Here is a 25,757-nt window from a genome sequence, read left to right on the forward strand (position 1 = left end):
CGGGCACCCGTCCGTGCCGGAGTGAGGAACAATGAGGGTTCTGCCGGGGCGGGTTGCCACGCTCCCTGCCGAGGCGGGGGCGAACCGCGCGCGATCGCAGAGGGGACACATGTCGAAGCCGGAGCAGAGGCGCAAGTCGCAGGACCTCACGGGCGGTGCTGCCGGCTCCCTGGCGAAGGACGCTGCCGCGGCGGCCGGTTCGGAGGCGGAAGCCGCCGCGGCCGCCGATTCCGCCGCGGCTGCTGATCCCGCTGCCGCCGCCGATTCCGCTGCCGATTCCGCCGCGGCCGCCGGTTCCGCGGCCGCCGCGACGGACTCGGGGCGGCCGTCCGTGCCGGAGCCGGCCGCGGCTCCCGTCGCGCTGACCAAGGCCGGCCGCGCCGAGCCCCAGGCCGGAGCCCGGTCCGGAGCCGCGGGCGTGGCCGCTCCCGTGGCCGGGTCGGGGTCCGTCACCAAGGCCGAAGCGGTGCCCGCACCCAGGGCGGAAGCCGGGCCGGGGCCCAGGGCCGAGGCGGCCCCGGTGCCGGCCGGCGGCGCAGCCCGTACGCCGGTTGACGGTTCGTCGGACACCGGCGAGCACGAAGGGCAGCTGCTGGCCGGCCGGTACCGGCTGGGCGGGGTCCTCGGCAAGGGCGGCATGGGCACGGTCTGGCGGGCGGTCGACGAGACCCTCGGCCGCACCGTCGCCGTCAAGGAACTCCGCTTCCCCTCCGGTATCGACGCCGACGAGAAGCGCCGCCTGATCACGCGGACCCTGCGCGAGGCGAAGGCCATCGCCCGCATCCGCAGCGGCGGCGCGGTCACCGTCTTCGACGTGGTGCACGAGGACGACCGGCCCTGGATCGTCATGGAGCTCGTCGAGGGCTCCTCGCTCGCCGAGTACATCCGGGAGAAGGGCACTCTCACCCCGCGCCGCGCCGCCGAGGTGGGCCTCGCCGTCCTCGACGTGCTGCGCGCGGCACACCGCGAGGGCATCCTGCACCGCGACGTGAAGCCGTCGAACGTGCTGATGTCCGAAAGCGGCCGGGTCGTCCTCACGGACTTCGGCATCGCCCAGGTCGAGGGCGACCCCTCGGTCACGTCCACCGGCATGCTGGTCGGCGCCCCCTCGTACATCTCCCCCGAGCGCGCCCGCGGTTACAAGCCCGGCCCGCCCGCCGACCTGTGGTCGCTCGGCGGCCTGATCTACGCGTGCGTCGAGGGCGTCCCGCCCTACGACAAGGGCTCCGCCCTCGCCACCCTGACCGCCGTCATGACCGAGCCGGTGGACCCGCCGAGGAACGCCGGTCCGCTCACGGACGTCATCTACGGTCTGCTCGCCAAGGACCCCGACCAGCGGCTCGACGACGCGGGCGCCCGCGCGATGCTCACGGCGATCGTCAACATGCCGGAGCCCGAGCCGGAGCCCCCGGCCGACGAGACCCGCATGATCGCCCTGCCCCCGCTGCCCGAGAAGCCGGACAAGGACGCGGCGCGCGAGGCGGCCAAGGAGGCGGCCCGCGCTGCGAAGGCGGCCAAGGAGAAGGAGCGGGAGAACCGGGAGCGGGCCAAGGCGGCGCTGAAGTCGGCGCGGGCGGCGGCCGCCGCCCCGGCCGAACAGGCCCCCGCACCGACCGCCACGGGATCCGGAGCCCCGCGCAGCGCACCGGCCGCGCCCCTCACCGACGTGCTGCCGCGCCGCACCATCGCCCTGGCGATCGCGGCGTTCGTCGCGGTGCTCGCCGTCATCGGCGGGGTCATCGCGTACGCCTTCAGCGGGGACGAGGAGCCCGGCGGGGGCGGCAAGAACGGCAAGGGCGGGAAGGGTTCCGCCGCCGCCTCGGCCGGCCCGGGCAGCACCGCCGGCAGTTCCTCCGCCAACGGCGGCAGCGCGCAGGGCGGCAAGGGCCAGGGCAAGGGGGAGGGGCAGACCGGCCAGAGCGAGGGGGCCACGGGCGGCAAGGGTCAGGGGCAGGACGGCACCCAGGGCCAGACCCAGGGCCAGGGCGGCACCCAGGGCGGCACGCTGCCCGCCGGGTACGCCGCGATGTCCGACGCCCGGTTCCACTTCACGATGGCCATGCCGAAGGACTTCCGCCGCACCGACATAGCGGGCTCCAACTCCGGCGGGATCTACAGCCGCGACGGCGGCTTCCCGCGGGTGCAGGTCGACTTCAACGACAGTCCGCTCGACGACGCCCGGCTCGCCTGGGTGCAGCTGGCGACGGCCGTCAAGGCCAGCAGCAAGGGCTACAAGCTGCTCGGCATCGCGGAGCAGGACTACCGCGGCTACCCGACCGTCGCCGACTGGGAGTTCGAGCGCAACCAGGGCGGGATGCGGGTCCGCGTGCTCAACCGCGGCTTCAAGGTGGACGCCGACCACGGCTACGCCATCATGATCAGCTGCAAGGTCTCCGAGTGGGACGCGCAGGAGTGCAAGACCCTGCGGGACACGGCCTTCGCGACCTTCCAGCCGAAGGACTGACCCCGACCGGGCCTGACCTCGCCGGACTCGCGACGCGGGTGGCTCCTGCGACGTATCGTGAGAGTCCGCGGACCGTACGCAGCCGCAATGGGCCGGTAAACGACCGCAATTGGCCCGTTCGGTGGCGGTACGGGCGTGGCTGCTCGTGACGGGGGAACGCTCAGGGGAGGGGCCGTGGAGGAGTACGCGGGGAGGGTTCTCGCCGACCGCTACCGGCTGCCGCTGCCGCCGTCCGACGCGTACGAACTGGTCGAGACCCGGGCCTTCGACACCCGCAGCGGGCAGGAGGTGCTGGTCCGGCAGGTCCTGCTGCCGGAGATCGTGGACGCCGAACTCCTCGACGGCGAGGGGATGGGCGGACCGGCCCCGGCAGCCCGCCGGGCGCACGGCGGGGCCACCCGGCGGCCCGCGGACCCCGCGGTGCGGCGGGCCATCGAGGCGGCGCAGGCGGCCGCCCGGATTCCCGACCACCCGCGGCTGGACCAGGTCTTCGACGTCTTCGCCGAGGGCGGCTCCCTGTGGATAGTGAGCGAGCTGGTGCGCGCCCGCCCGCTGGCCGCCCTCCTCGCCGACCGCCCGCTGGGCCCGTACCGCGCGGCCGAGGTGGCCTCGGACGTGCTCACCGCCCTGCGCGTGCTGCACGCCCACGGCTGGACCCACCGCAACATCACCACCCGCACGGTCCTGGTCTGCGAGGACGGCCGGGTGGTCCTCACCGGCCTGGCCGCGGGCGCGGCCGAAGAGGCCCTGTGCGGCTACGACGTGGTGCCCCCGGCGGAGGAGGACACCCCGCCGGCGACGCCGCCGGCCGCCCCGCCCGTCCCGCGTGGTTCCGGCTCCGGGGTGCCGGGCCAGGCCTCCGGCCCGTACGGGGGGCCGGGCGCGCCCTCGGGGTCCGGGCTGCCGCCGCAGGCCCCGGGCGGCCCGGCCGTACCGACGCAGGCCCAGGGTTCCGGGCACCGGGGCGCCGGTCCGGCACCGCTGCCCTCGCAGGACCCGTACGGGGCGCCCGGCCCCGCACCGGGCCCGGCCCCGCAGGCGCAGGCCGGACCGCCCGCCCCGCGCGAGCTGCCCCAGCCGTCCGTCTCGTACAAGTCCCCGTACAAGGACCACATCCCGTCCGGCGGAGCCCAGGCCCCGTCCCACGGCGCGGAAGCGGGTGCGGCCGGTGGTACGGGTGCGGGACCGGGGCCGGGCTCCGGAACGGCCGCGGGTTCCGGCCCGGCCGCCGGGCAGGCGGACCTCAAGGCGGCGGCACGGGCCGGGGCCATCGCCGCGTACCGGGCCGGGGCGCAGGCCGCCGCCCGGGCCGCCGAGGAGCGGCGCAGCGCCGCGGCCGGGGAGGGCCGCCCGGCGGGAGCGGAGGAGGGCCGCCCGGCCGGGGCGGAGGTCCGGCCGCAGGGGTCCAACCTCCCGCAGGGGTACGCGTATCCGTACGGCGGCGGTCCCGACACGCCCTGGCACGGGGCCACCCCGCGCACTCCCGCCCTGCCCGCCGGGTACACCCCCGCCCGGCCGCCGGTGCGCCACGAGCAGGCACCGCCGGAGTCCGCGCCGCCCGGTCCCCCCGGTCCCCCCGCCCCGGCCCCGTACGGGGACCCCGCCCCCGGCCCCTACGGGGCGCCCGGGCCGAGCCCGTACGGGCAGTCCCCGTACGGCGGTTCCCCGGAGCCGGCGGCTCCGCACGAGCCCGCGCCGCCCGTCCCGCCCGAGCCCGCGCCCGCCGCCCCCGCCTACGTGCCCGTACAGGCCACGCGCCCCTCCGGATGGGACGAGCCCGCCGCCGGCGCACGAGCCGGGCGCGGTCCGGACACCCCGCTGGCCGCCGAGCGGGCGCGGCAGACGCGCATCGCCGTGGTCGGGGCCGTCACCGAGCGGTGGGCGCCCGAGCAGGCCCACCCGGTGCACGAGAACTGGCAGCTCGCCGCCCCCGTCGGACCCGCCACCGACCTGTGGGCGCTCGGGGCCCTGCTCTACCGGGCCGTGCAGGGGCACGCCCCCTACCCCGAGGACAGCGCCGCCGAGCTGGTCGAGATGGTCTGCTCCGAACCGCCCGCGTACGCCGAGGAGTGTGGGCCGCTACGGCCCGTCGTCGAGTCGCTGCTGCGTCAGGACCCGACCGAGCGACCGGACTTCGAGGAGCTGCGCGGCTGGCTGCGTTCCCTCGTGCGCTCGGCCCCCGAACCGGACGCCGTCGCACCGCGCCTGCCGGAGCCCGAGCCGGACGCGGCCCGGCTGCCGATCGTGCGCCGCCGCGGTGAACTCGTACGCAAGCGGCGGCTGTCCGCGGGGTCCCGGGGCGGCCGGGGTCCCGGGGGGAGGAAGTCCGGCGGGCGGGCCGGCGGCGGCCGGGACGCCGCGGAACGGCATTCCGCGGAACGGCATTCCGCGGAGCGGCACGCCGGTGAACGGCACTCCGAGGAGCGGGAGTCCGCGCCCCGGGAGCCGGCCGGTCACGGCCGGCACCGGCAGACGGGCCGCTCCGCGCCACCGCCGCCCCGGCCCAGGCCCTCCCCGAGCCCGCGCCCCGCACCCAAGGGCGGCGGCCGCCGGTCCGGTTCGCTCGGCCGCAACCTCCTGCTCGGCGTGTTCCTCGCGCTCGCCGGAGCGGTGGCCTGCGCGATGGTGTTCCTGCCCGACGCCGAGCCCGCGGCCGAGAGCCTCGAACAGCGCACCCCCACGGCGAGCGGCCCGGCCCCGCAGACCCCCGCCGGGTCGGCGCCCGCCCCGCGGCCCACTCCCTCCCGGTCCGCGCCCCCGGCCTCGCCGCGCCCGCAGACCCGCACCAGCCCGCCGGTGGACGTGGGCAAGGGCTACACCCTGGCCCGCGACGCCGAGGGCTTCCAGGTCGCCGTACCCGACGGCTGGGACCGCAGGCCCCTCAACGACGCGGGCCAGGTGCGCTACACCAACGGGGACTACGAGCTGATCGTCGTACCCGGCCGGGACGCCATCCAGGGCAATCCGGACCCGCTGGGCTACCAGCGCGACAAGGAACGGGAGCTGAACCCCTACCGCTCCTCCAGCTGGGCCACCGCCACGGACGTGCGCTCCCTCACCGTGGGTCAGAAAGTGATGGCCGAGGGCCAGTACACGTGGACCGACGCAGGCGGGCGGAACGTATTCGTCCGCAATCGCGTCTTCGCCCTCGGCGGCCGCTACCACGTGGTCATGGTGATGGGTCCGGAGGACACCCGGGACAAGGTCACCGATATCTACCAACGGGCCACGGCCAGTTACCAGTCGGGGGGCTGATCAGGGCCGGAGCGCCGCGCCGGGTGGACCGAAACCGACAGTTGCGTCACAGTGCGGTCTCGCAGGCGCTTCGTGGTACCTGGAGCGCGCCGCCGCTCTTAGTCTGGCCATCCGGAGCAGAGAAGCGGCAGGAATTCGTGAATCAGAGGACAGGCGCGGGCGCGGTGCTTGCGGGCCGTTACCGGCTCGGCGAGTCCATCGGCAGCGGCGGCATGGGCAAGGTGTGGCGCGCGCATGACGAGGTGCTGCACCGCACCGTCGCCGTCAAGGAGCTGACGGCGGGTCTGTACGTCGCCGAAGCCGACCGGGCCGTGCTGCACGCCCGTACCCAGAAGGAGGCCCGGGCCGCCGCGCGGATCGCGCACCCGGCTGTGGTCACCGTCCACGACGTGCTCGAACACGACGACCGCCCGTGGATCGTCATGGAGTACATCGACGGCCCCTCCCTCGCCGACGCCGCCAAGGCGGCCGGCCGGATCGAGCCCCGCGAGGCCGCGCGCATCGGCCTCCACGTGCTGGGCGCACTGCGGGCGGCGCACGCGGTGGGCGTGTTCCACCGCGACGTGAAGCCCGGCAACGTGCTGCTGGCCAAGGACGGCCGGGTGCTGCTCACGGACTTCGGCATCGCCGCGATCGAGGGCGACACCTCCATCACCCGCACCGGCGAACTCGTCGGCTCCATCGACTACCTGGCCCCCGAGCGGGTCACCGGCGGCGCCCCCGACCCGGCCTCCGACCTGTGGTCGCTCGGCGCCACCCTCTACACCGCGGTCGAGGCCCGCTCGCCGTTCCGGCGCACCTCGCCGATCTCCAGCCTCCAGGCCGTGGTCCACGAGGACCCGCCGCCGCCCCGGCAGGCCGGCGCCCTCGGGCCGGTCATCACCGCGCTGCTGCGCAAGGATCCGGCGCAGCGGCCCTCGGCGGGCGAGGCCGAGCAGATGCTCATCGAGGCGATGGAGGGCCGCGAGCCCCGCTCCGCCCACGCCTTCGTCCCGACCCAGCACTTCGGCCCCGAGCACACCGCCGCCGTGGCGGCCCCCGACCGCAGCACCCCGGCGCCGGAGCGGGGCATGGCCCGGCAGGCGCACCCCGGCATACCCGGCCAGGCGGGCCCCGTACCGCCGCAGACCGGACCCGTACCGCCGCAGGCCGGTCCGGGCCTGCCCCCGCCGCCGTACCAGGCGGCCGGGCCGCGCCGTTCGGCCGGGCGGATCCGGCGCGCGGCAGCGGTGGCCGTGGTGGCCGCCCTGCTCGGCGGCGGGCTCGCCTTCGGCTTCCTCAAGCTCTACGGGGGCGCCGGCGGCAGCGGCGGCGACGAGGGCAAGGGCACCCGCACCGCCACCGGTACCGGGGCCACCCCCGGCGCGGTCCCCGCCGGGTGGCGCCAGGTGACCGACCCCGCGGGCTTCACCCTGTGGGTCCCGGAGGGCTGGACCCGCCAGACGGACAAGGGGCAGATCGACTACACCCCGGACGACGGCAAGCACCGGATCCGGATCAGCGTGGACCGCACCCCCGACTTCGCCGACCCGTACGCGCACCTGCTCGACATGGAGCAGAACGTGCGCACCCGGCTGCCGCAGTACAAGCGCCAGACCCTGCACGCGAACACCTTCCTGGGCCGGAACGAGGCCGGGATCTGGGAGTTCACGTGGACCGAGAAGAAGGACTTCCCCGGCAAGCGGCGGGCCGTCGACCAGCTGTACGTGTCCCCCGGGGGCGCGGAGTACGCCATCTACATGTCGGGCCCGCAGGCCGACTGGGACGAGACCCGCGAGCAGTTCGACACCGTGCTGCGCGGCTGGCAGGCGCCGTAGTCCGCGCCCGGCGCCGCATGCGGGCCGCGCGGGGCCGGGTCTGCGCAGATCAGGACAGTTCTGCCAGTGATCACTGGCGTGATGGCAAAAAACGGTTACCGACGGGTACCCAAAGCCGCCCGGAACGTCATACGCTCACGGCCATGACGGACTCGCAGGCCCCGGCCGCCACCCTCCGCAGCGTCCCTGTCACCACCAACCCGGTGGCCCCCGCCCCGGCCGGTGCGCGCACCGCCGCCGACGTGGTGACCCCCGCACTGGTCCGGCGGCTCACCCGCGGGATCACCGGCTCCGGCCGCACCGCCAACCACACCCCCTTCACCGGGGACAAGCTGGCCGACCTGCCCGAGGCCACCGCGGAGGAGGTCGCGGGCGCGTTCGAGGCCGCCCGCGCCGCCCAGCCCGGCTGGGCCGCCTGGCCCGTGCGCCGCCGCGCCGCCGTCCTGCTGCGCTTCCACGACCTGCTGCTCGACCGCCAGTCCGAGATCCTCGACCTGATCCAGCTGGAGACCGGCAAGGCACGCCTGCACGCACACGAAGAGGTGCAGGCCGTCGCCGTCGCCGCCCGCCACTACGGCCGCAAGGCCCCCGCGTACCTGCGCCCCAAGGGCCACGCCGGGGCCATGCCCACCCTCACCAAGGTCACCGAACTCCGCCAGCCGCGCGGGGTCGTCGGCCAGATCGCCCCCTGGAACTACCCCCTCGAACTCTCCGTCGGCGACGCCCTGCCCGCCTTCGCCGCCGGCAACGCCGTGGTGATGAAGCCCGACACCGAGACCGCCCTGACCGCCCTGTGGGCCCGCGACCTGCTCATCGAGGCCGGACTGCCCGCCGAGGTCTTCCACATCGTGCTCGGCGAGGGCCCGGTCGTCGGCCCCGAGGTGGTGCGGCACGCCGACTACGTCTCCTTCACCGGCTCCACGCGCACCGGCCGCGAGGTGGCCCGCGGCGCCGCGGAGCGGCTGGTCGGCGTCACCCTCGAACTCGGCGGCAAGAACGCGATGCTGGTCCTGCACGACGCCGACGTGGAGAAGGCCGCGGCGGGCGCCGTCCGCGCCTGCTTCTCCTCCGCCGGGCAGCTCTGCATCTCCATCGAGCGGCTCTACGTACACGCCTCGATCGCCGACGAATTCGTCGAGCGCTTCGCCGCCCGCACCCGGGCCATGCGCCTCGGCAGCTCCCTCGCGTACGGCGCCGACATGGGCTCCCTCGTCGGCGAACGCCAGCTGGAGACCGTACGGCGGCACGTGGACGAGGCCGTGGCCAAGGGGGCGACCGTGGTCGCCGGCGGCGTGGCCCGCCCCGACATCGGCCCCCTCTTCTTCGAGCCCACGATCCTCGACGGGGTCGAGGCGCCCATGGCCGTCTGCACCGAGGAGACCTTCGGGCCGGTCGTCTCCGTCTACCGGTTCACCGACGAGGACGAGGCCGTGCGCCTGGCCAACGCCACCCCGTACGGCCTCAACGCGAGCGTCTGGACCCGGGACGCCCGGCGCGGCCACGCCGTCGCCGCGCGGCTGCGCACCGGCACCGTCAACATCAACGAGGGCTACGCCCCCGCCTACGGCAGCGTCCAGTCCCCGATGGGCGGCATGAAGGACTCCGGGCTCGGCCGCCGGCACGGCTCCGAGGGCATCCTCAAGTACACCGAGGCGCAGACCGTCGCCCACCAGCGGCTGCTCCCGATGGCCCCCTCCCTCGGCATGGACGACGAGAAGTACGCCGCGTTCATGACCACCAGCCTCAAGGTCATGAAGGCCCTCCGGCTGCGCTGAGACCCGTCCACCAGGAGGCACGGCAGTGGCACAAGAGCGCGACGTCCGCGAGGCCCGGGACGTCCACGACTACGACGTCATCGTCATCGGCTCGGGCTTCGGGGGGTCGGTCTCGGCGCTGCGGCTCACCGAGAAGGGCTACCGGGTCGGCGTCCTGGAGGCAGGCCGCCGCTTCACCCGCGAGACCCTCCCGAAGAACAGCTGGGACCTGCGCAACTACCTGTGGGCCCCGGCCCTCGGCCTGTACGGGATCCAGCGGATCCACCTGCTCGGCAACGTGATGGTGCTCGCCGGGGCCGGGGTGGGCGGCGGCTCGCTCAACTACGCCAACACGCTCTACGTGCCCCCGGCCGCCTTCTTCCAGGACCGGCAGTGGGCGGGCATCACCGACTGGCAGGACGAGCTCGCCCCGTACTACGACCAGGCCAGGCGCATGCTCGGGGTCCGCCTCAACCCGACGATGACCCCCTCGGACGTCCACCTCAAGGCTGCCGCCGAGAAGATGGGCGTGGCGGACAGCTTCCACATGGCCCCGGTCGGGGTCTTCTTCGGGGACGGCGAGGACGCCGACGGAACCTGCACCGCCCGCCCCGGCGGGGAGGTCCCCGACCCGTACTTCGGCGGCGCCGGCCCCGCCCGCCGGGCCTGCACCGAATGCGGCGAGTGCATGACCGGCTGCCGGCACGGCGCGAAGAACACCCTGGCCGAGAACTACCTGCACCTCGCCGAGCGCGCCGGAGCCGTCATCCACCCGATGACCACCGTCACCGCCCTCGCCGAGCACCCCGAGGGCGGCTACCGGGTCCGCACCGTCCCCACCGACCGCCGCCGCAAGGGCGCCGGCCGGGAGCTGCGCGCCCGCCAGGTGGTCCTCGCGGCGGGCACGTACGGCACCCAGACCCTGCTGCACACCATGAAGGACAAGGGGCTGCTGCCCCGGATACCGGACCGGCTCGGGGACCTGACCCGGACCAACTCCGAGGGGCTGGTCGGCGCGCAGACCGACGACCGGCGCTACGCGCGGCGGCACGGGGCCGGCCGGCGGGCCGACTTCACGCGGGGCGTGGCGATCACCTCCTCGGTGCACCCGAACGCCGACACCCACATCGAGCCGGTGCGCTACGGCAAGGGCTCCAACGCGATGGGGTTCATGACCGTCCTCCAGGTGCCGTACGGGCCGCACCGCGTGCGCGCCTGGTGCGCGCGGACCGCCAGGCACCCGCTCCAGCTGCTGCGCTCGCTGTCCAACCGGCGGTGGTCCGAGCGGACCATCATCGGCCTGGTCATGCAGTCGCTGGACAACTCGCTGACCACCTACCGCAAGCCCGGCGGGATCGGGAAGGGACTGCTGACCGCCCGCCAGGGCCACGGCGCCCCCAATCCGGTGCAGATCGCCGAGGCGACGCAGGCGGCCACCTTGCTCGCCGAGGAGATCAACGGGTTCCCGGGCAGCAACATCGGCGAGCTGATGGGCACCCCGCTCACCGCCCACTTCCTCGGCGGCTGCCCGATCGGCGCCTCCCCGGAGGAGGGCGTGGTGGACCCGTACCACCGGCTGTACGGGTACCCGGGGATCTCCGTGGTGGACGGCTCGGCGGTTTCCGCGAACCTCGGGGTGAACCCCTCGCTGACGATCACGGCCCAGGCGGAGCGGGCCATGTCGTACTGGCCGAACAACGGCGACGAGGACCCCAGGCCGCTCCAGGGCGAGGCGTACCGGCGGCTGTCTGCGGTGGAGCCGGTCGCTCCCGCGGTCCCGAAGGAGGCCTTCGGGGCACTGCGGCTGCCCTTCCTGGGCATGCCGGAGGTGCCCAAGAAGGCGGAGTGACGGGAACGGGAAGGCAGGGAGGGCCCGTGAGGGAGGCGGGGAATGCCGCGAGAAAGCGAAAGGGGCTGCACGCCCCCTCCACGTGCAGCCCCTTACGCCGGAGCGTTGGTTCCGCATAGATGACACCCGTGGGGCGCCAGGGGTTGTACGGGCCGGGGCAGGAACCCGTGTGGCCTGCGTCACGCGAACCCCTGGTTCCGTCACGCGAACCGCCGCTTCCGCCACGTGAATCCCTGGTTCCGGGACCGCCCGGTCCGATCGTCTTCATTTCGTGATCTGCAAACATGCAACTCGAATCGATCCGTGCAGGTCGAAGGGGGCATGAGGCTTCTTTCCCTGCTGGCTGCCGCAGGCCTGGCGACCCTGGGCACGGCGGCGCCCGTGCACGCGGCGGACCGCCCCGAGGTCAGCCTGAGCGGACCCGCCGCGGTGCACCTGCGGCCCTTCCCCGCGACCGGGGAGCCGCGGCCGGCCCGGCTGCTGGTGGACACGCAGAACCCCGGGCGGGCGGCCACCGGTCCGTACACCCTGACGGTGGACTTCCGCGGGCTGGCCGGCATCGCCCGGGTCACGGGCCGCAAGGGCGACGGCTGCACCGCCACCGCCACCACCCTGGTCTGCGAGCGCGCCGCGGCCCGGCCGGGCACCGCGCCCGCGGTGGACCTGCGGCTGTACACGCTGCGGGGGAGCCGGCCCGGGGACACCGGCGAGCTCAAGGTGACGGCGCACGGCGCGGGCGCGGGCTTCCGCAGCCTGACCGCCACGGTCGCCGTCGGGGGCACCGACATCTCGGTGATCCCGTTCGAACTCGACGGGAAGACCCGGGTGGGGCAGCGGCAGCAGGTCCCGCTGGCCTTCACCAACACCGGCAGCGAGGACGCCGGCGAGCTGGTCCTCGACCTCACCACCACCCGCGGCCTGGAGTTCGTCGAGCGCTACGACAACTGCACGTACCCCGACCCGCGCCGCCCGGTCCGCCAGAGCACGGTGCGGTGCCGGTTCACCGGCCCCTTCAAGGCGCGCGCCACGTACGAGCTGGACAGCCCGCTCACCCTGCTGACCAGCCGGCACGCCCTGTCCGACAGCTTCTCGTACGCGCTGACCCCGGATCCGGAGGCGGCGGCGGACGGCGCGGCTGCGGACCGCACGGCTGCGGACGGTACGGCCGGCGACGCAGCGGCCGGCGACGGTACGGCGGCCCGGCGCGGGCTTGCCCGGAAGGGCAAGGGGGAGGGGGGCGGAACGGGCACGACCCTGAACCTCGCCCCCCGGCCGCGGACCGCCCTCACCGCGGACCTCCACCCCCAGGACAACGGCCAGGACTTCACCCTCAGGACCGCGAACGAGGCCGACTTCGCCGCCTTCGGGGCCACCCTCAAGGGGGCCGAGGGCAGCACGGCCGAGATGCGCGTGGCGCTGCGCAACCAGGGTCCCGCGTGGGTGGAGGACCCCGACGGCGAGGCCTTCGGCGCGGCTGACATCCGCATCCCGCAAGGGGCCGCGGTCACCCGCATGCCCCAGGGCTGCCACGCCCGCACCGCCGACGGCGCCCCGCGCGAGGAGCAGCTCGGCGCCCCCCGCTACTTCTGCACCGGGGCGGCGAAGGTCTTCCTGGACGGGGACGCGGTCAGCTACCCCTTCGAGCTGCGGGTGACCCGGTTCGTCGCGGACGCCGCAGGGTCCGTCACCGTGGGCCGGTCCTTCGCGACCGGACCCGGCGGCGGGGGCGCGTGGAAGCTGAAGCCCGCGGACCGCAACCGGGCCAACGACACCGCGAAGATCTTCCTCAACCCGAAGAGCACCCCGGTCCCGACCCCGACACCGACCCGGAGCCCGTCCCCGACGGCGACCCCGAGCCCGACGGCCACCGCAAGCCCGTCCCCGTCCCCCTCCGCCTCGCGGGGCCCGGGCGGCGGCCTCGCCTCGACCGGCGGCGGGAACGCGGTGCCGCTCGCGGCGCTCGCGGGCGCGGCCGTGCTGGCGGGCGGCGCACTGGTGCTGGCGTTCCGGCGCCGGCCGGGCGGCGCGTAGGAAGCCCGCCGGGCTACGGGGAGACGCGCGCGCAGGCAGCCTGAGGCGGGCGGGGGCAGTCAGGCGGAGGCCGGCGGAGGCGTGCAGAAAGCGGACCGGCCGGCACCGGGCGTCCCCGGTGCCGGCCGTCCTACGGTGACCGGGCTGCTGTCCCCTGCGGTCCGGTCACACGCCGGAGCGAGGTCCCACGACGTACGCTCCACGGGCCGTACGTCTCATCGCTCCAGCGGAGCCACGCGTGGTTGGTGCGGTCCCGCGCCTGGCTGGCACGGACAACCTCACCAACGAAGCCCGGCGGGGCCGGTCACGGTCCGGACGAGTGACGAACGGCAGGGCGAGGGCCTCAGATCCGGCCCCGGCACAGCTCCAGCAGCTTCATGGCGAGCGCCGTACCGGGCTTGGTGCCGAGTGCATCGCTGAAGTGGGCCAGGACCTCCATCTCGCGCGACAGGTGCACGCGGCGGCCGCCCGACCCGATCCGGGCCTCCTGGATGACGGCCGAGACCGCCATGCGCTCCTGGATCAGGCCGATGATCCGGTCGTCGATCGCGTCGATGCGCTCGCGGCAGCCCGCGATGAGCTCGTCCGCGGCGGCCGGGGTGAGGGTGGTGGCGTTCATGTCTCTCTCCTGGTGGGTCGTGCCGGCAGGAGCGGAAACGCCAGAGCGCCCCGGTCCTTCCGGACCGGGGCGCTCTGGGAAGCAGGTGGCTCAAGCGGAGCAGCACGCGTACCCATGGCGACCGGACCGGCCGGTGCCATAGGTAAAGAGGAAGCTCGCCTGCTTGTGCATGAAACGGATTATTGCCTCCCGGTACCCGAGGAGCCAAACGGGTTCGGATGGTGAGACGAAGACGGGTGTGCGATCCCCGTTAGAATCGACAAAACAACACCCTTTCCCGCCGGAAGGCCGCCCCGTGCCAGAAGCACCCTCCGCCGCCCCGGACGTCGTCCTCGTTGTCGACTTCGGCGCGCAGTACGCCCAGCTCATCGCCCGCCGCGTCCGTGAGGCCCGGGTCTACAGCGAGATCGTGCCCAGCACGATGCCCGTGGCCGAGATGCTGGCCAAGAACCCCAAGGCGATCATCCTCTCCGGCGGCCCGTCCTCCGTGTACGAAGAGGGTGCCCCGCAGCTCGACCGCTCGCTCTTCGAGGCCGGCGTCCCGGTCTTCGGCATGTGCTACGGCTTCCAGCTGATGGCCAAGACCCTCGGCGGCACGGTCGACAACACCGGCGCCCGCGAGTACGGCCGCACCCCGCTGACCGTCTCCAAGCCCGGATCCACGCTGTTCGAGGGCACGCCCACCCAGCAGTCGGTGTGGATGTCGCACGGTGACGCCTGCTCCGCCGCCCCCGAGGGCTTCACGGTCACCGCGTCCACGAACGTCGTGCCCGTCGCCGCCTTCGAGAACGACGCCAAGAAGCTGTACGGCGTGCAGTACCACCCCGAGGTGATGCACTCCACGCACGGCCAGCAGATCCTGGAGCACTTCCTCTACCGCGGCGCCGGCATCGAGCCCAGCTGGACCACCGGCAACGTCATCGAGGAGCAGATCGCCGCGATCCGCGCCCAGGTCGGCGACAAGCGCGCCATCTGCGGCCTGTCCGGCGGTGTGGACTCCGCGGTGGCCGCGGCCCTCGTCCAGAAGGCCATCGGCGACCAGCTGACCTGCGTGTACGTCGACCACGGCCTCATGCGCAAGGGTGAGACCGAGCAGGTAGAGAAGGACTTCGTCGCCGCGACCGGCGTCAAGCTGAAGGTCGTCGACGCGCAGGAGCGCTTCCTCACCGCCCTCGCCGGGGTCTCCGACCCCGAGGAGAAGCGGAAGATCATCGGCCGCGAGTTCATCCGCGTGTTCGAGCAGGCCCAGGCGGAGATCGTCGCCGAGGCCCCGGACGACCAGCCGGTGGAGTTCCTGGTCCAGGGCACCCTGTACCCGGACATCGTCGAGTCCGGCGGCGGCACCGGCACCGCGAACATCAAGTCGCACCACAACGTCGGCGGCCTCCCCGAGGACCTGGAGTTCAAGCTCGTCGAGCCGCTGCGCCAGCTGTTCAAGGACGAGGTCCGCATGGTCGGCCAGGACCTCGGCCTGCCGGAGGAGATCGTCCAGCGCCAGCCCTTCCCGGGCCCCGGCCTCGGCATCCGCATCGTCGGCGAGGTCACCAAGGAGCGCCTGGACCTGCTGCGCGAGGCCGACGCCATCGCCCGCCACGAGCTCACCGCGGCCGGGCTCGACCGCGAGATCTGGCAGTGCCCGGTCGTGCTGCTCGCGGACGTCCGCAGCGTCGGCGTCCAGGGCGACGGCCGCACCTACGGCCACCCGATCGTGCTGCGCCCGGTCTCGTCCGAGGACGCGATGACGGCCGACTGGACCCGGATGCCGTACGAGGTGCTGGCCCGCATCTCCACCCGCATCACCAACGAGGTCAAGGACGTCAACCGCGTGGTCCTCGACTGCACCAGCAAGCCCCCGGGCACCATCGAGTGGGAGTAGGCCTCCCGCCCGCTGCCGTGTAGAGGCCGCCGCTCCGTGACCGGAGCGGCGGCCTCGCCGCTTTCCGGCGGCGGCCGGCTTCCGCTGCCCGCGAGGTGCGGTTGCCGGTCCGAGGCCACCCGGTCGCGGCCGCCCGGTCGCGGCTCTGGCCTCCTCGGGCGGGCGTCGGTACCTTGCGCGCCAGCCGACGAAGGAGCCCCGCCCCATGGCCGAACAGCCGCCCGCCTCCACCGGTCCCGTGCCCGCCGGTCCCGTGCCCGCCGGTCCCGTTTCCGGCGGGCCGGCCCCGGCCGCTCCGGCCCCGCCCGCTCCGGCCCCGCCCGCTCCGGCGCCGACCGCTCCGGCGCCCGTGCCGCCGGAGCGGCTGGCCTTCGCGATGCCGCCGGTGCACGCGGATCCCGCCGAGGAGCGCGCCCACCGCAAGGAGCGGCTCGCCGAGGCGCTGCGGCTGTTCGGCGAGCTCGGCTTCGAGGACGGGGTGTCGGGGCACATCACCGCCCGGGACCCGCAGTACGCCGACTGCTACTGGGTCAACCCCTTCGGGCTGGCCTTCGCCCTGGTCACCGCGGACGACCTGCTCCTCGTGGACGGAGAGGGCCGCGTCCTCCAGGGCGGACAGCACGTCAACCAGGCGGCGTTCACCGTCCACGCGGCCGTGCACCGGGCCCGGCCCGAGGTGGTGGCGGTGGCCCACGCCCACTCCTTCCACGGCCGGGCGCTGGCCGCGCTCGGCGAACTCCTCGAACCGATCAGCCAGGAGGCCTGCGCCTTCTACGAGGACCACGCCCTGCTCGACCGCTACACCGGGGTGACCGTGGACGAGGCGGAGGGGCGGCTGATCGCCGCCGCCCTCGGCCCGCGCAAGGCGCTGATCCTGCGCAACCACGGGCTGCTGACCGTGGGGGACTCGGTGGACGCGGCCGCCTGGTGGTTTCTTTCGATGGAGCGCGCCTGCGGTATCCAGCTGGCCGCCCGGGCCGCAGGCAAGCCGCAGCCGATCGACCACCGCAACGCCGTCGCCACCCGCGAACAGCTGGGCTCGGACCTCGTCGCGTGGATCAGCTACCAGCCCCTCCGGCAGCGCGTCCCGTCAACGCGCCGACCGGGGAATCACCCCCTCTGACATCGGAGGCAATCCGGAGCACTGCCGGGGTGGTGCACAATTCGCAGGCACTGCACGGTAGTTAGAGAGGCGGCACGCTCGTGGCTGTCCAAGAATTGCACCGAAGTACCCACAGCGGCACCTGCACCTGCGAAGACTGCCCCCACGGAGCGCGTGAGGGGCACCGCCGGGCAGTCGCCGCCTTCCTGGAGAAGCGCGACGGCCTGGCCGCCGGCCACGGCCTGCCCGCAGCCGTCGCCCGCTCCGCCGGGGCCTCCCGGCAGTGGGTGTCCGACGAGCTGACCCAGTCCGCCCGGACCGTAGCCGACCGCGGCCGGGAGGCCGGGCACTCCTGGCTGTACCTGCTGTCCCGGCGGGCCGTCCTCACCGTGTGGATCGCCGCCGGGGTGCTGCTCGTGGTCCAAGTGGCCACCGCCCTGGGCACGGGCTGGAGCACCGCCCGGACCGCAGGGCTGCTGTCCGCCCTGGTCCTGGCGGCCCTGCTGACCGTCGCCGCACGCGCCCAGACCCTGCGCGGCGGGCTGCTGGCCCCGCTCGTCGGCGAGGACAACCGGCTCTCCACCTCCCGCGCCGTGCCGTGCGCCTGGCTGCTCCTGACGGCCTTCGCCGCCCTGCTGCCCGCCCTGCGGCTGGCCGCCTCCTCCTCCGGGGCCGAACGGGACGCCCTGTACGCCGGGTTGGAGCTGCCCCGCGCGCTCCCCCTCCTCACGGTGCTCGCCGTCACCTCCGGGGTGGCCGTCCTGGTCCGCCGGGTGGTCGCCGTGCGGATCCTGGGGCAGCGGCTGCAGAAGCTGCCGGCCGACCGGCCCCGCGGCGCCGACCTGCTGACCGACGACTCCGGCCGGGGCAGCTTCCCCGACGCCCAGTACGTGCTCGTCGCCACCGTCACCCTGGCCTTCGTCGCGGTCTCCCTGGCCCGCTACCCCGAGCGGCTGCCCCAGCTGCCCTGGTCCCTGGCCGTGCTGACCGCGCTGTCGGCCGCCGTCTACCTCGCCGCGAAGTACGCGGAGGGCAGCAGGCCGCTGGTGCTGTCGGTGGTCCGCACCCGCGAGCCCGGTGAGCTGAACTCCGCGATCCGTACCGGCGACGACATCGAGATCCGCGGGGTCGGCTTCGTACCCCCGGGCGCGCAGACCCCCGAGATGCTGGCCCGCCTGGTGGTGCGCATCGGCAGCGTCCACGTCCACGTGCCCCTGGTCCCGGTGCCCGGTGGCTTCAGCAGCCCCTCCGACCAGGTGCTGATCGTCCCGGTCCCCGCCGAGGTGGAACCCGGCCTCACCGAGATCCAGGTGGTCACCGCAGCCGGAGTGGAGTCCAACCGCTGCACCATCGACGTGGCCGAGTGACCACCCCGGCCCCCACCCGCACCGCCTGACTCCGCCCCCGCGCCGCACCCCACCCCCGGCCACCTCCTCCAGCCCACGGAAGCCGCCCGGCACCTCGTCCAGGCGACGCCGCGGAGCACCCCGCCCCGGCGACCGCCGCCGATCCGGTCTCGGCGACCGTAGCCACCCCCACCACGGACTCCCGCCGACCACCCCCTCCCGGTGAGCCGACCACCCGGTAACCGAAGCCGCCGGCCACCCCCTCCCGGCGACCGAAGCCGCCGACCACCGGCTCCCGGTGGCGGCCGCCGCCGACCACCTGCTCCCCGGCGACCGCCGCAGCCGACCACCCGCTGCCCGTGACCGAAGCCGCCGAGCAGGTCAGCTCCGGGACAGAGGCGGCCGACAGGTGCCCGCCTTGTCCCAGCGATCGACGCGGCCGAAGTTCGGGGCCATGATGGGCCGGTGACCGGCAACCAGCACCCCGCGCCCGACTCCGCCCCCGTCCCGGCATCCGCCGCCCCCGCCGCCCCAGCGCGCGAGGAGCTGCGGGACCGCGCCGCCCGGTACGCCCTGCTGCCGCTGCGGATCTTCCTCGGCGTGACCTTCGTGTACGCCGGTCTCGACAAGCTGACGGACTCCGCGTTCCTGAAGGCCTCGGGGGACGGCTCCATCGGGGACCTCATGCGCGGGGTCCGCGACAGCTCCGCGATCCCGGCCCTGGTGGACCTCGCCCTCAAGGGGCCGGTCGCCTTCGCCGTGCTGCTGGCCATCGGGGAGATCCTGGTCGGCTTCGGCACCCTCGCCGGGCTGTTCGCCCGGTTCGCCGCCGCCGGCGGAGCCCTGATCTCGCTCAGCCTGTGGCTCACCGTCAGCTGGCAGACCTCCCCGTACTACTACGGGAACGACCTGATCTACCTGATGGCCTGGCTGCCGCTCATCCTCGCCGGCGCCCCCGACCTCTCCCTCGACCGGCTGCTTCACTCCCGCCGGTCGCGGCGTATCGCGTAGGTGGTCAGCCCCACCAGGGCCGCCAGCGAAAGACCTCCCATCACCATCGGAATGATCACGAACCACGGCAGATCGAGCTCGCCGCCCGCATCGGCCAGGTACAGCGCACCTGCGGTCAGCAGGACCAGCCCCGCCACCAGCCGGCCCGGCTGGAACTCATGACGCCGCACGGGTCACCTCCACCTGTCCCACAGCCATCCGCAGCTGTAGGTCGATCGTGCCGCCGGGTGCGGTGCCCGGTGCCGGTGCGAGCGCCGGCCGGAACGTCTGGTCCGTCTGGATGCGTATGTGCTCGGGGGCCTCGCCCGGCAGCCGGAGGTTGCCCAGCCGGATCCGCACCTCTCCCTTCGCGGTGACCTCCGGGGGCAGGACCACCTTGAGCCGCCCCGCGTCCATCTCCGCCCTGACCGTCACCGTCCGTCCCTGGGGGACGTCGAGCCGGCTCAGGTCCAGGGTGGCCAGCCCCGTGCCCCCTTCGTAGCCGGGCCCGACCGCGGAGACCGAGGCCGGGGCCCAGACCGTCTCCCGCCAGTCCGTCCCGATCTCCCGGGGCAGGACCGAGGCACCCAGCAGAAGCCCTGCCGTCAGCAGGGACAGCAGCACGGTGCCGAAGCCGGTGCGGCCCTTGAACGAACTCACCACGAGCCCGAGTCCGAACATCACCAGCGCGGCCGCGAACCCGGTCTGCAGCGCCTCGCCCAGCGGGTTTCCCTGCCAGGTCGCGGCAGTCCCGATGATCGCCGCCAGCACGGCCAGCACGAAGGTACGCCCGCCGATGCCCTGCCCCCGCCGGTCCGGGGCCCCGCTCGCGGCGCTCGCACCCGACGGGCCGGAGTCCCACCCCGCGGGCTCCGGGCGCCCGGCCGCGGGGGTATCGGGCGACCGGGCGGGCCCGGTCTCCTCCTCCGGCCCCCACAGATAGCCGTGGCTGTAGCCGAGATGGAAGGACGGACCCGTCGTGCCGTCCTTCACCAGAGGGTCCCGCCACCACGACATGACCACGGGCGCCGGCGGCGCCTGGGTCTCCGGCGGGGCCTCCGGCCGCGGGGAAGAGGACGGGGCTTCGGGCTCGGGAGCGTCCCGGCGGCGCCGGGTCCGGTGCACCACCGCTCCCACGGCCGCGATGGCCAGGACCGTGAACGTCAGCGTCGCTTCGTTGTCCAGCATGGACAGGAACAGCGCGCACCCCACCAGCGCCGCCAGCACGGCGGCCAGCGTGGAGCCCTCGATCCGGCCCGTCAGCAGGCGCTTCGCCTCGTTGTCCTCCTCGCCCTCCAGCGGGATGAACAGCCAGGCCGTGCCGTACAGGACCAGCCCCAGGCCGCCCGTGACCGTGAGCACTCCGAGCACCACGCGGAAGATCACAGGATCCACCCCGTAGAACCGGCCCAGCCCGCCGCACACGCCCGCCACCACGTGGCTGCGCTTGCTGCGGCTCAGCGGCGGCCGCTCGGCGGGCTCCGGTGCCGGTGGGGCGGAGGCCGCCGCGGGGGAGTCGTGTGCTTCGGTCATGGGTCCATGGTGACGGCCCGCCCGACCGGCCGGTATCAGGACCTACCCTGGCCCGACCCTGATATCCGCACGTCGGAACCGGGGGGTTATCCCTGATGCCCCGCACCTGCCCGGCGTGTGAACATCGGTGGCATGCCAGCAGCAGCGCAGCACCCCAGACACCCGCTCGGGTCCGTGAGCACGGACACCGAGGAGCAGCCGCTGCGCAAGCTGTACCGGAGCGCCGACGGCCGGATGCTCGGCGGCGTCGCGCGGGGGCTGGCCGGACACCTCGGCCTGCCCGTGGTGTGGGTCCGGCTCGGCTTCCTCGCCCTGTTCATGTTCGGCGACGGGCTCGGCGTGCTGCTCTACGCGGCGTTCTGGGTCTTCGTACCGCTCGGCGTGGGCGGCCGTACCGCGGACCGGTCCTTCCTGGAGGCGGTGCTCGCGGGCTCACCGAAGCTGCGCAGGCCCAACAGGCAGGAGATCGCCTCCGTCATCGCGCTGTTCGTCGGCGTCGCCATCTTCGTCAACAAGCTCCGCGTCGGCGGGGACTCCGGACGGTACGTGTGGCCGCTCCTGCTCGTGGGCGCGGGCGTGGTGCTGGTGTGGCGGCAGGCGGACAACGCCCGCCGGGCCCACTGGACCACCGTCACCCGCCGCCACGGCCGGCTGCTGCACGTGGGCCGGGCACTGGCCGGGGTGGTCCTGGTCGGGGTCGGGCTCACCGTGTTCATCGTGGTCCGCGGCTCCGCCGCCCAGCTGGGCAACGTACTCACGGCCGCCCTGGCGGTGCTCGTCGGCATAGCCCTGCTCGCGGGCCCCTGGCTGATACGCATGACCCAGGACCTCTCCGAGGAGCGGCTCATGCGCATCCGCGCCCAGGAGCGCGCCGAGGTCGCGGCCCATGTGCACGACTCCGTCCTGCACACCCTCACCCTCATCCAGCGCAACGCGGAGGACGTGGGCGAGGTGCGGCGGCTGGCCCGGGCGCAGGAGCGCGAGCTGCGCAACTGGCTCTACAAGCCGGAGGGCAGGGGCAAGGACGAGGCGGAGGAGCCCGCCACCCTCGCCGAGGCCGTGAAGAAGGCCGCGGCCGAGGTCGAGGACCACCACGGGGTCCCGATCGAAGTGGTCGTCGTCGGGGACTGCCCGCTCGACGAGAAGCTGGGCGCGCAGATGCAGGCCGCGCGCGAGGCGATGGTCAATGCGGCCAAGTACGGTGGCGAAGGCGGCCCGGTGCAGGTCTACGCCGAGGTGGAGCAGCAGACGGTGTTCGTGTCCGTGCGCGACCGCGGGCCCGGCTTCGACCTCGACGCGGTACCGGACGACAGGATGGGCGTACGAGAATCGATCATCGGCCGGATGCAGCGCAACGGCGGGACCGCCAGGCTGCGTTCCGTGCCCGACGGCGGCACGGAAGTCGAGCTGGAGATGGAGAGGGCGAGTACGGCATGACCGAGGAGAACACGACCCGGCCGGCGGACCGGCGGGTCCGCGTGGTGCTCGTCGACGACCACCGGATGTTCCGGGCAGGGGTCCAGGCCGAGATCGGCGAGACCGACCGGACCGGGGTCGAGGTGGTCGGGGAGGCGGCGGACGTGGACCAGGCCGTCTCCGTGATCACGGCGACCCGGCCCGAGGTGGTCCTGCTCGACGTGCACCTGCCCGGCGGCGGCGGGGCCGAGGTGCTGCGCCGCTGCGCCCCGCTCATGGCGGCGGCCGAGCAGCCGGTGCGCTTCCTCGCCCTGTCCGTCTCGGACGCGGCGGAGGACGTCATCGGGGTCATCCGTGGCGGGGCCCGCGGCTACGTCACCAAGACGATCACCGGCTCGGACCTGGTCGCCTCGGTCTTCCGGGTGCAGGAGGGGGACGCGGTGTTCTCGCCGCGCCTGGCCGGCTTCGTGCTGGACGCCTTCGCTTCCACGGACGCCCCGCCGGTGGACGAGGACCTGGACCGGCTCACCCAGCGCGAGCGCGAGGTGCTGCGGCTGATCGCGCGCGGCTACGCGTACAAGGAGATCGCCAAGCAGCTCTTCATCTCGGTGAAGACGGTCGAGTCGCACGTCTCGGCGGTGCTCAGGAAGCTCCAGCTGTCCAACCGGCACGAGCTGACCAGGTGGGCGACGGCGCGCCGGCTCGTGTGAGAGGGGAGGGGGGACGCGGACGGGCCCGGGGACGGGGCCGGGACTTCCGGGCCGGCCGGGGTGCCGGGGCTCAGGCGGGTCGGGTGGCGCCGGCCCAGGGCATCTCGTCGATCGGGGCGATGCGCACCGTCGAGCCGGGCCGCGGGGCGTGGATCATCCTGCCCCCGCCGATGTACAGGCCGACGTGGCTGATGCCCGAGTAGAAGAACACCAGGTCGCCCGGGGCGAGCTGGGAGCGGGAGACCCGCTGTCCGGCGTTGATCTGCGTGTACGTGGTCCGCGGCAGGGACACCCCGGCCGAGCGCCAGGCCGCCTGGGTCAGCCCGGAGCAGTCGAAGGACCCCGGCCCGGTGGCACCCCAGACGTACGGCTTGCCGATCGCCCCGTACGCGAAGGCCACCGCCTGCGCCGCCCGGGAGCCGGGAGCCGCCGGGCGCCCCGCGGGCGGGGTGGTCCCGCGCGGCCGGGACGCTCCGGCACCGCCGCCGGCCGTACCGCGACCGCCGCCACTGCCCCCTGCCCCGGCGGCGTGCTCGGCCTCGTACCGGGCCCGCTCCTCCGCCGTCAGCCTGGCCAGCAGCTCCTTCGCCGCCCTGAGCTTGCCCTCGACCGTGCTCTTGTGGCGGGCCGCGGCATCCTGCTGGGCCCGCAGCTCCGCGAGGGTCCCGTCGGCCTTCCGCCGCAGCGCGCGCACCTCGTCGAGCCGGTGCCGTACGGCGGCGATCCCGGCGGCGCTGCGGTCGCCCGCCCGCTCCATGAGCGCGGCGCGCTCCAGGTACTCCTGCGGGTCGTCGGCCATCGCCAGCTGCACAGCCGGCCCCAGGCTGCCGGTGCGGTACTGGGAGGCGGCCAGCGAACCGAGGGCGCTACGCGCGGTGTTGAGCCTCTCGGTCTTGCGGGCGGCCTCGTCGCGCAGGGCGTCCAGCTTCCGCTGCGCCCGGCCGGTCTTCTCCTTCGCCCCGTTGTACTTCTCGGTGGCGGCCTCCGCCTCCTCGTAGAGCCGGTCCACCTTGGCCTTGACCTGGGCCGGGGTGAGGCGGGGCTCTGCGGAGGAGGAGCCGTCGAACGCGGTGGCGGTGGCAGCGCCCGCAAGGGCGAGGGTGGTGGCCGCGGCGCGGACCGTGCCACCGGAGAGCGGGCGCTGCCTCGGCTTTCGATGCTTCATGGGGGAGGACGCTAGGGGGACAGGTAACGGGCGGATATCGGAATGACCGGAAAATGCCCTTGTGCTTCCAGGTGATGATCGGAAGTGACCCGACAGGGCCGGTGTCGGGTGCCTGTCTGCCCGCTGGCTACGCTCGGCGGCATGGACGTACTCATCAAGGTCTTCGTCGGGCTCCACATCGTCGGCATCGCCTCGCTGCTGGGCGGTTTCCTCACGCAGATGAAGGCGATGGGCGCCGGCACCGCCCGGTTCGTGCCCGCCATGCTGCACGGCGCGCTCACGATGCTGGTCACCGGCGTCGCCCTGGTGGGCTTCCACGAGATGCAGGACGACGCCGTGAACAACGTCAAGATCGGCGTGAAGCTCGCGATCCTCTTCGTGATCCTGGCGCTGGTCTACGTGAAGCGCGACGAGGAGCGGGTCCCGAAGGGGCTGTTCGGCGCCGTCGGCGGCCTGACCCTCGCGAACATCTTCATCGCCGTCCTCTGGACCTGAGCACCACCGAGGTACGCGGCAGGCCGGGCCGGAGCGCCCGAACCCCGGCCCGCCCGAACCCCGGCCCCGCCCCGGCCCCCGCTATCCGCCCGGCCGGACCCGCCCGTACATCGGCTGGTAGTGGATCGAGTCCTCCCGCACGTACGCCCCCGGCCGCGGGGCATGGATCATGCGTCCGCCGCCGACGTACAGCCCGACATGGCTGATGTCCCCGTAGAAGAACACGAGGTCGCCGGGGAGCAGGTCGGCCGTCGCGATCCGCGGGCCCGCCTCCACCTGCTCCCACGTGGTCCGCGGCAGCTCGACCCCGGCCGCGTGCCAGGCCGCCTGGGTCAGCCCCGAGCAGTCGTACGCGTTCGGCCCGGTCGCCCCCCACACGTACGGCTTGCCCAGCTGGGCCCGGGCGAAGGCCACCGCCGCCGCGGCCGCCCGGCCGGGAGCCGGCCGTTCCGGAGCCGGTCCGGACCCCCGCCCCTCCCGGCCTCCCCGCCCCTCCCGGCGGGCCCGGTCGGCCCGCTCCAGCTCCGCCAGCCGCTCCCGCTCCCGCGCGCTCAGCCCCGCCAGCAGACTCCGCGCCTCGGCCAGCTTCCGCTGCACCTACGCCTTGCGCCGCCCCAGCTCCCGCCGCGTCCCGTCCAGCTCCGCCAGCCCCTCCGCCGCCGTCCGCCGGGTCCGGGCCGCCTCCGCCCGCCGGGACCGCAGCTCCTCCAGCGCCGCCTGCTGCCGCCCTCCGAGCCGCGCCAGTACGTGCCCCTGCACGGCGAAGGCCTGCGGATCCTCCGACAGCAGCAGGGCCGCGGTGTCCCCGACGGCCCCGCCCGCGCGGTACTGCGCCGCCGCGTAGCTGCCCAGCAGCCGCCGGGCCGTGTTCAGTTTCGCCGTGGTCCGCGCCATCTGCGCCATGAGCCGGGAGAGCGCCGCCTGCTGGGCGGCCTGCCGCTCCCGGGCCGCGTCGTAGCGCTGGGTGGCCGCCCCCGCCTGCCGGTACAGCTCGTCCACCCGCCCCCGCACCTCCTCCAGTGCGGGCCGCGGCCGCGGCACGGCGACCGCATCCGGCGCCCCGAGCAGGCTCACCGATGCGAGCGCCGCCGAGGTGACGCCCAGGGCCTGGGCATTCATGCGCAACCCGGTGCGCGGCCTGCGATGGGTGGTCACGGCCGGCACCTCCTTCCGTGGGGGGCCCGAGGCGCGTCGGCTCGGCGGAGCACGCTAGCGCCGCCGCACAGGGCTGGGAAGGGTCCGCGCGCATATGCGCACGGTCGCCGCACGGGCGCACAGCGTCGTGCGGAAGCTGTGATTTTCCGGACGAAGAGCGGGCCGTGTCGGTCCCGGCCT

General features: G+C 74.6%; 18 protein-coding genes and 1 pseudogene. 13 read left to right on the plus strand and 6 right to left on the minus strand.

The window, feature by feature from the left end; all coding sequences use genetic code 11:
- Positions 1-109: 109 nt before the first annotated feature.
- The 6 genes from ACZ407_RS07920 to ACZ407_RS07945 all read left to right on the plus strand — a co-directional run bounded on the left by ACZ407_RS07920 (position 110) and on the right by ACZ407_RS07945 (position 13,170).
- Complete coding sequence (locus ACZ407_RS07920) at positions 110-2,464, plus strand: serine/threonine-protein kinase (RefSeq protein WP_468126387.1); 2,355 nt, start codon at positions 110-112, stop codon at positions 2,462-2,464.
- A gap of 174 nt (positions 2,465-2,638) precedes the next feature.
- The gene (locus ACZ407_RS07925; protein WP_468126389.1) at positions 2,639-5,719 is read left to right on the plus strand and encodes a protein kinase; all 3,081 of its coding nucleotides are present in this window, start codon (positions 2,639-2,641) and stop codon (positions 5,717-5,719) included.
- Positions 5,720-5,856: 137 nt separating this feature from the next.
- Entirely contained in the window at positions 5,857-7,536 is a 1,680-nt protein-coding gene (locus tag ACZ407_RS07930; RefSeq protein WP_468126391.1) for a serine/threonine-protein kinase, read from the plus strand.
- A gap of 143 nt (positions 7,537-7,679) precedes the next feature.
- Entirely contained in the window at positions 7,680-9,311 is a 1,632-nt protein-coding gene (locus ACZ407_RS07935; RefSeq protein WP_468126392.1) for a succinic semialdehyde dehydrogenase, read from the plus strand.
- A 25-nt stretch (positions 9,312-9,336) separates the two neighbouring features.
- A complete protein-coding gene (locus ACZ407_RS07940; protein ID WP_468126393.1) occupies positions 9,337-11,139 on the plus strand; it encodes a GMC family oxidoreductase N-terminal domain-containing protein in 1,803 nt (600 codons plus the stop codon).
- 321 nt (positions 11,140-11,460) lie between these two features.
- Complete coding sequence (locus ACZ407_RS07945; RefSeq protein WP_468126395.1) at positions 11,461-13,170, plus strand: LPXTG cell wall anchor domain-containing protein; 1,710 nt, start codon at positions 11,461-11,463, stop codon at positions 13,168-13,170.
- A gap of 343 nt (positions 13,171-13,513) precedes the next feature.
- On the opposite strand, the pseudogene ACZ407_RS07950 reads toward ACZ407_RS07945, so the two are convergent.
- Positions 13,514-13,825 (minus strand): annotated as a pseudogene (locus tag ACZ407_RS07950) (chorismate mutase); the annotation flags it as partial.
- A gap of 259 nt (positions 13,826-14,084) precedes the next feature.
- Here ACZ407_RS07950 and guaA point away from each other — a divergent pair.
- The 4 genes from guaA (at position 14,085) to ACZ407_RS07970 (ending at position 19,124) form a co-directional block, all read left to right on the plus strand.
- Positions 14,085-15,665, plus strand: a complete 1,581-nt coding sequence (gene guaA / locus ACZ407_RS07955; RefSeq protein WP_468126396.1) for a glutamine-hydrolyzing GMP synthase — start codon at positions 14,085-14,087, stop codon at positions 15,663-15,665.
- A 205-nt stretch (positions 15,666-15,870) separates the two neighbouring features.
- On the plus strand, positions 15,871-16,788 hold the full coding sequence (locus tag ACZ407_RS07960; protein ID WP_468126398.1) for a class II aldolase/adducin family protein: 918 nt from the start codon (positions 15,871-15,873) through the stop codon (positions 16,786-16,788).
- Between the two features lie 80 nt (positions 16,789-16,868).
- Positions 16,869-18,134, plus strand: coding sequence for a hypothetical protein (locus tag ACZ407_RS07965; RefSeq protein ID WP_468126400.1), 1,266 nt, complete (start codon positions 16,869-16,871; stop codon positions 18,132-18,134).
- A gap of 525 nt (positions 18,135-18,659) precedes the next feature.
- Positions 18,660-19,124 (plus strand): TQO small subunit DoxD, encoded by a 465-nt coding sequence (locus ACZ407_RS07970; RefSeq protein ID WP_468126577.1) that lies wholly within the window; start codon positions 18,660-18,662, stop codon positions 19,122-19,124.
- On the opposite strand, the gene ACZ407_RS07975 is transcribed toward ACZ407_RS07970, so the two are convergent.
- Positions 19,094-19,294, minus strand: a complete 201-nt coding sequence (locus ACZ407_RS07975) for a hypothetical protein (RefSeq protein ID WP_468126401.1) — start codon at positions 19,292-19,294, stop codon at positions 19,094-19,096. The two genes, ACZ407_RS07970 and ACZ407_RS07975, sit on opposite strands and share 31 nt — an antisense overlap.
- Positions 19,281-20,636, minus strand: a complete 1,356-nt coding sequence (locus ACZ407_RS07980) for a PspC domain-containing protein (RefSeq protein ID WP_468126402.1) — start codon at positions 20,634-20,636, stop codon at positions 19,281-19,283. The genes ACZ407_RS07975 and ACZ407_RS07980 overlap by 14 nt, the downstream gene beginning before the upstream one ends.
- A 132-nt stretch (positions 20,637-20,768) precedes the next feature.
- Here ACZ407_RS07980 and ACZ407_RS07985 point away from each other — a divergent pair, with 132 nt between their 5' ends.
- Positions 20,769-22,073 carry an ATP-binding protein gene (locus ACZ407_RS07985; RefSeq protein ID WP_468126403.1) on the plus strand — a complete coding sequence of 435 codons (1,305 nt, stop codon included), beginning with the start codon at positions 20,769-20,771 and terminating at the stop codon, positions 22,071-22,073.
- Positions 22,070-22,762 carry a LuxR C-terminal-related transcriptional regulator gene (locus ACZ407_RS07990; protein WP_468126405.1) on the plus strand — a complete coding sequence of 231 codons (693 nt, stop codon included), beginning with the start codon at positions 22,070-22,072 and terminating at the stop codon, positions 22,760-22,762. The genes ACZ407_RS07985 and ACZ407_RS07990 overlap by 4 nt, the downstream gene beginning before the upstream one ends.
- A 70-nt stretch (positions 22,763-22,832) precedes the next feature.
- On the opposite strand, the gene ACZ407_RS07995 is transcribed toward ACZ407_RS07990, so the two are convergent.
- Positions 22,833-23,927, minus strand: coding sequence for a C40 family peptidase (locus ACZ407_RS07995; protein ID WP_468126407.1), 1,095 nt, complete (start codon positions 23,925-23,927; stop codon positions 22,833-22,835).
- A 141-nt stretch (positions 23,928-24,068) separates the two neighbouring features.
- Here ACZ407_RS07995 and ACZ407_RS08000 point away from each other — a divergent pair, with 141 nt between their 5' ends.
- The gene (locus ACZ407_RS08000; RefSeq protein ID WP_468126409.1) at positions 24,069-24,422 is read left to right on the plus strand and encodes a hypothetical protein; all 354 of its coding nucleotides are present in this window, start codon (positions 24,069-24,071) and stop codon (positions 24,420-24,422) included.
- 81 nt (positions 24,423-24,503) lie between these two features.
- Here ACZ407_RS08000 and ACZ407_RS08005 read toward each other — a convergent pair whose 3' ends face one another.
- Together ACZ407_RS08005 and ACZ407_RS08010 are read right to left on the minus strand one after the other, a co-directional pair.
- Positions 24,504-25,019: a C40 family peptidase gene (locus ACZ407_RS08005; RefSeq protein WP_468126411.1), complete on the minus strand. Its 516-nt coding sequence runs from the start codon at positions 25,017-25,019 to the stop codon at positions 24,504-24,506.
- Positions 25,020-25,577, minus strand: coding sequence for a coiled-coil domain-containing protein (locus tag ACZ407_RS08010; RefSeq protein WP_468126413.1), 558 nt, complete (start codon positions 25,575-25,577; stop codon positions 25,020-25,022).
- Positions 25,578-25,757: the final 180 nt, after the last annotated feature.

Source organism: Streptomyces sp. NPDC030809 (genome assembly GCF_055572195.1).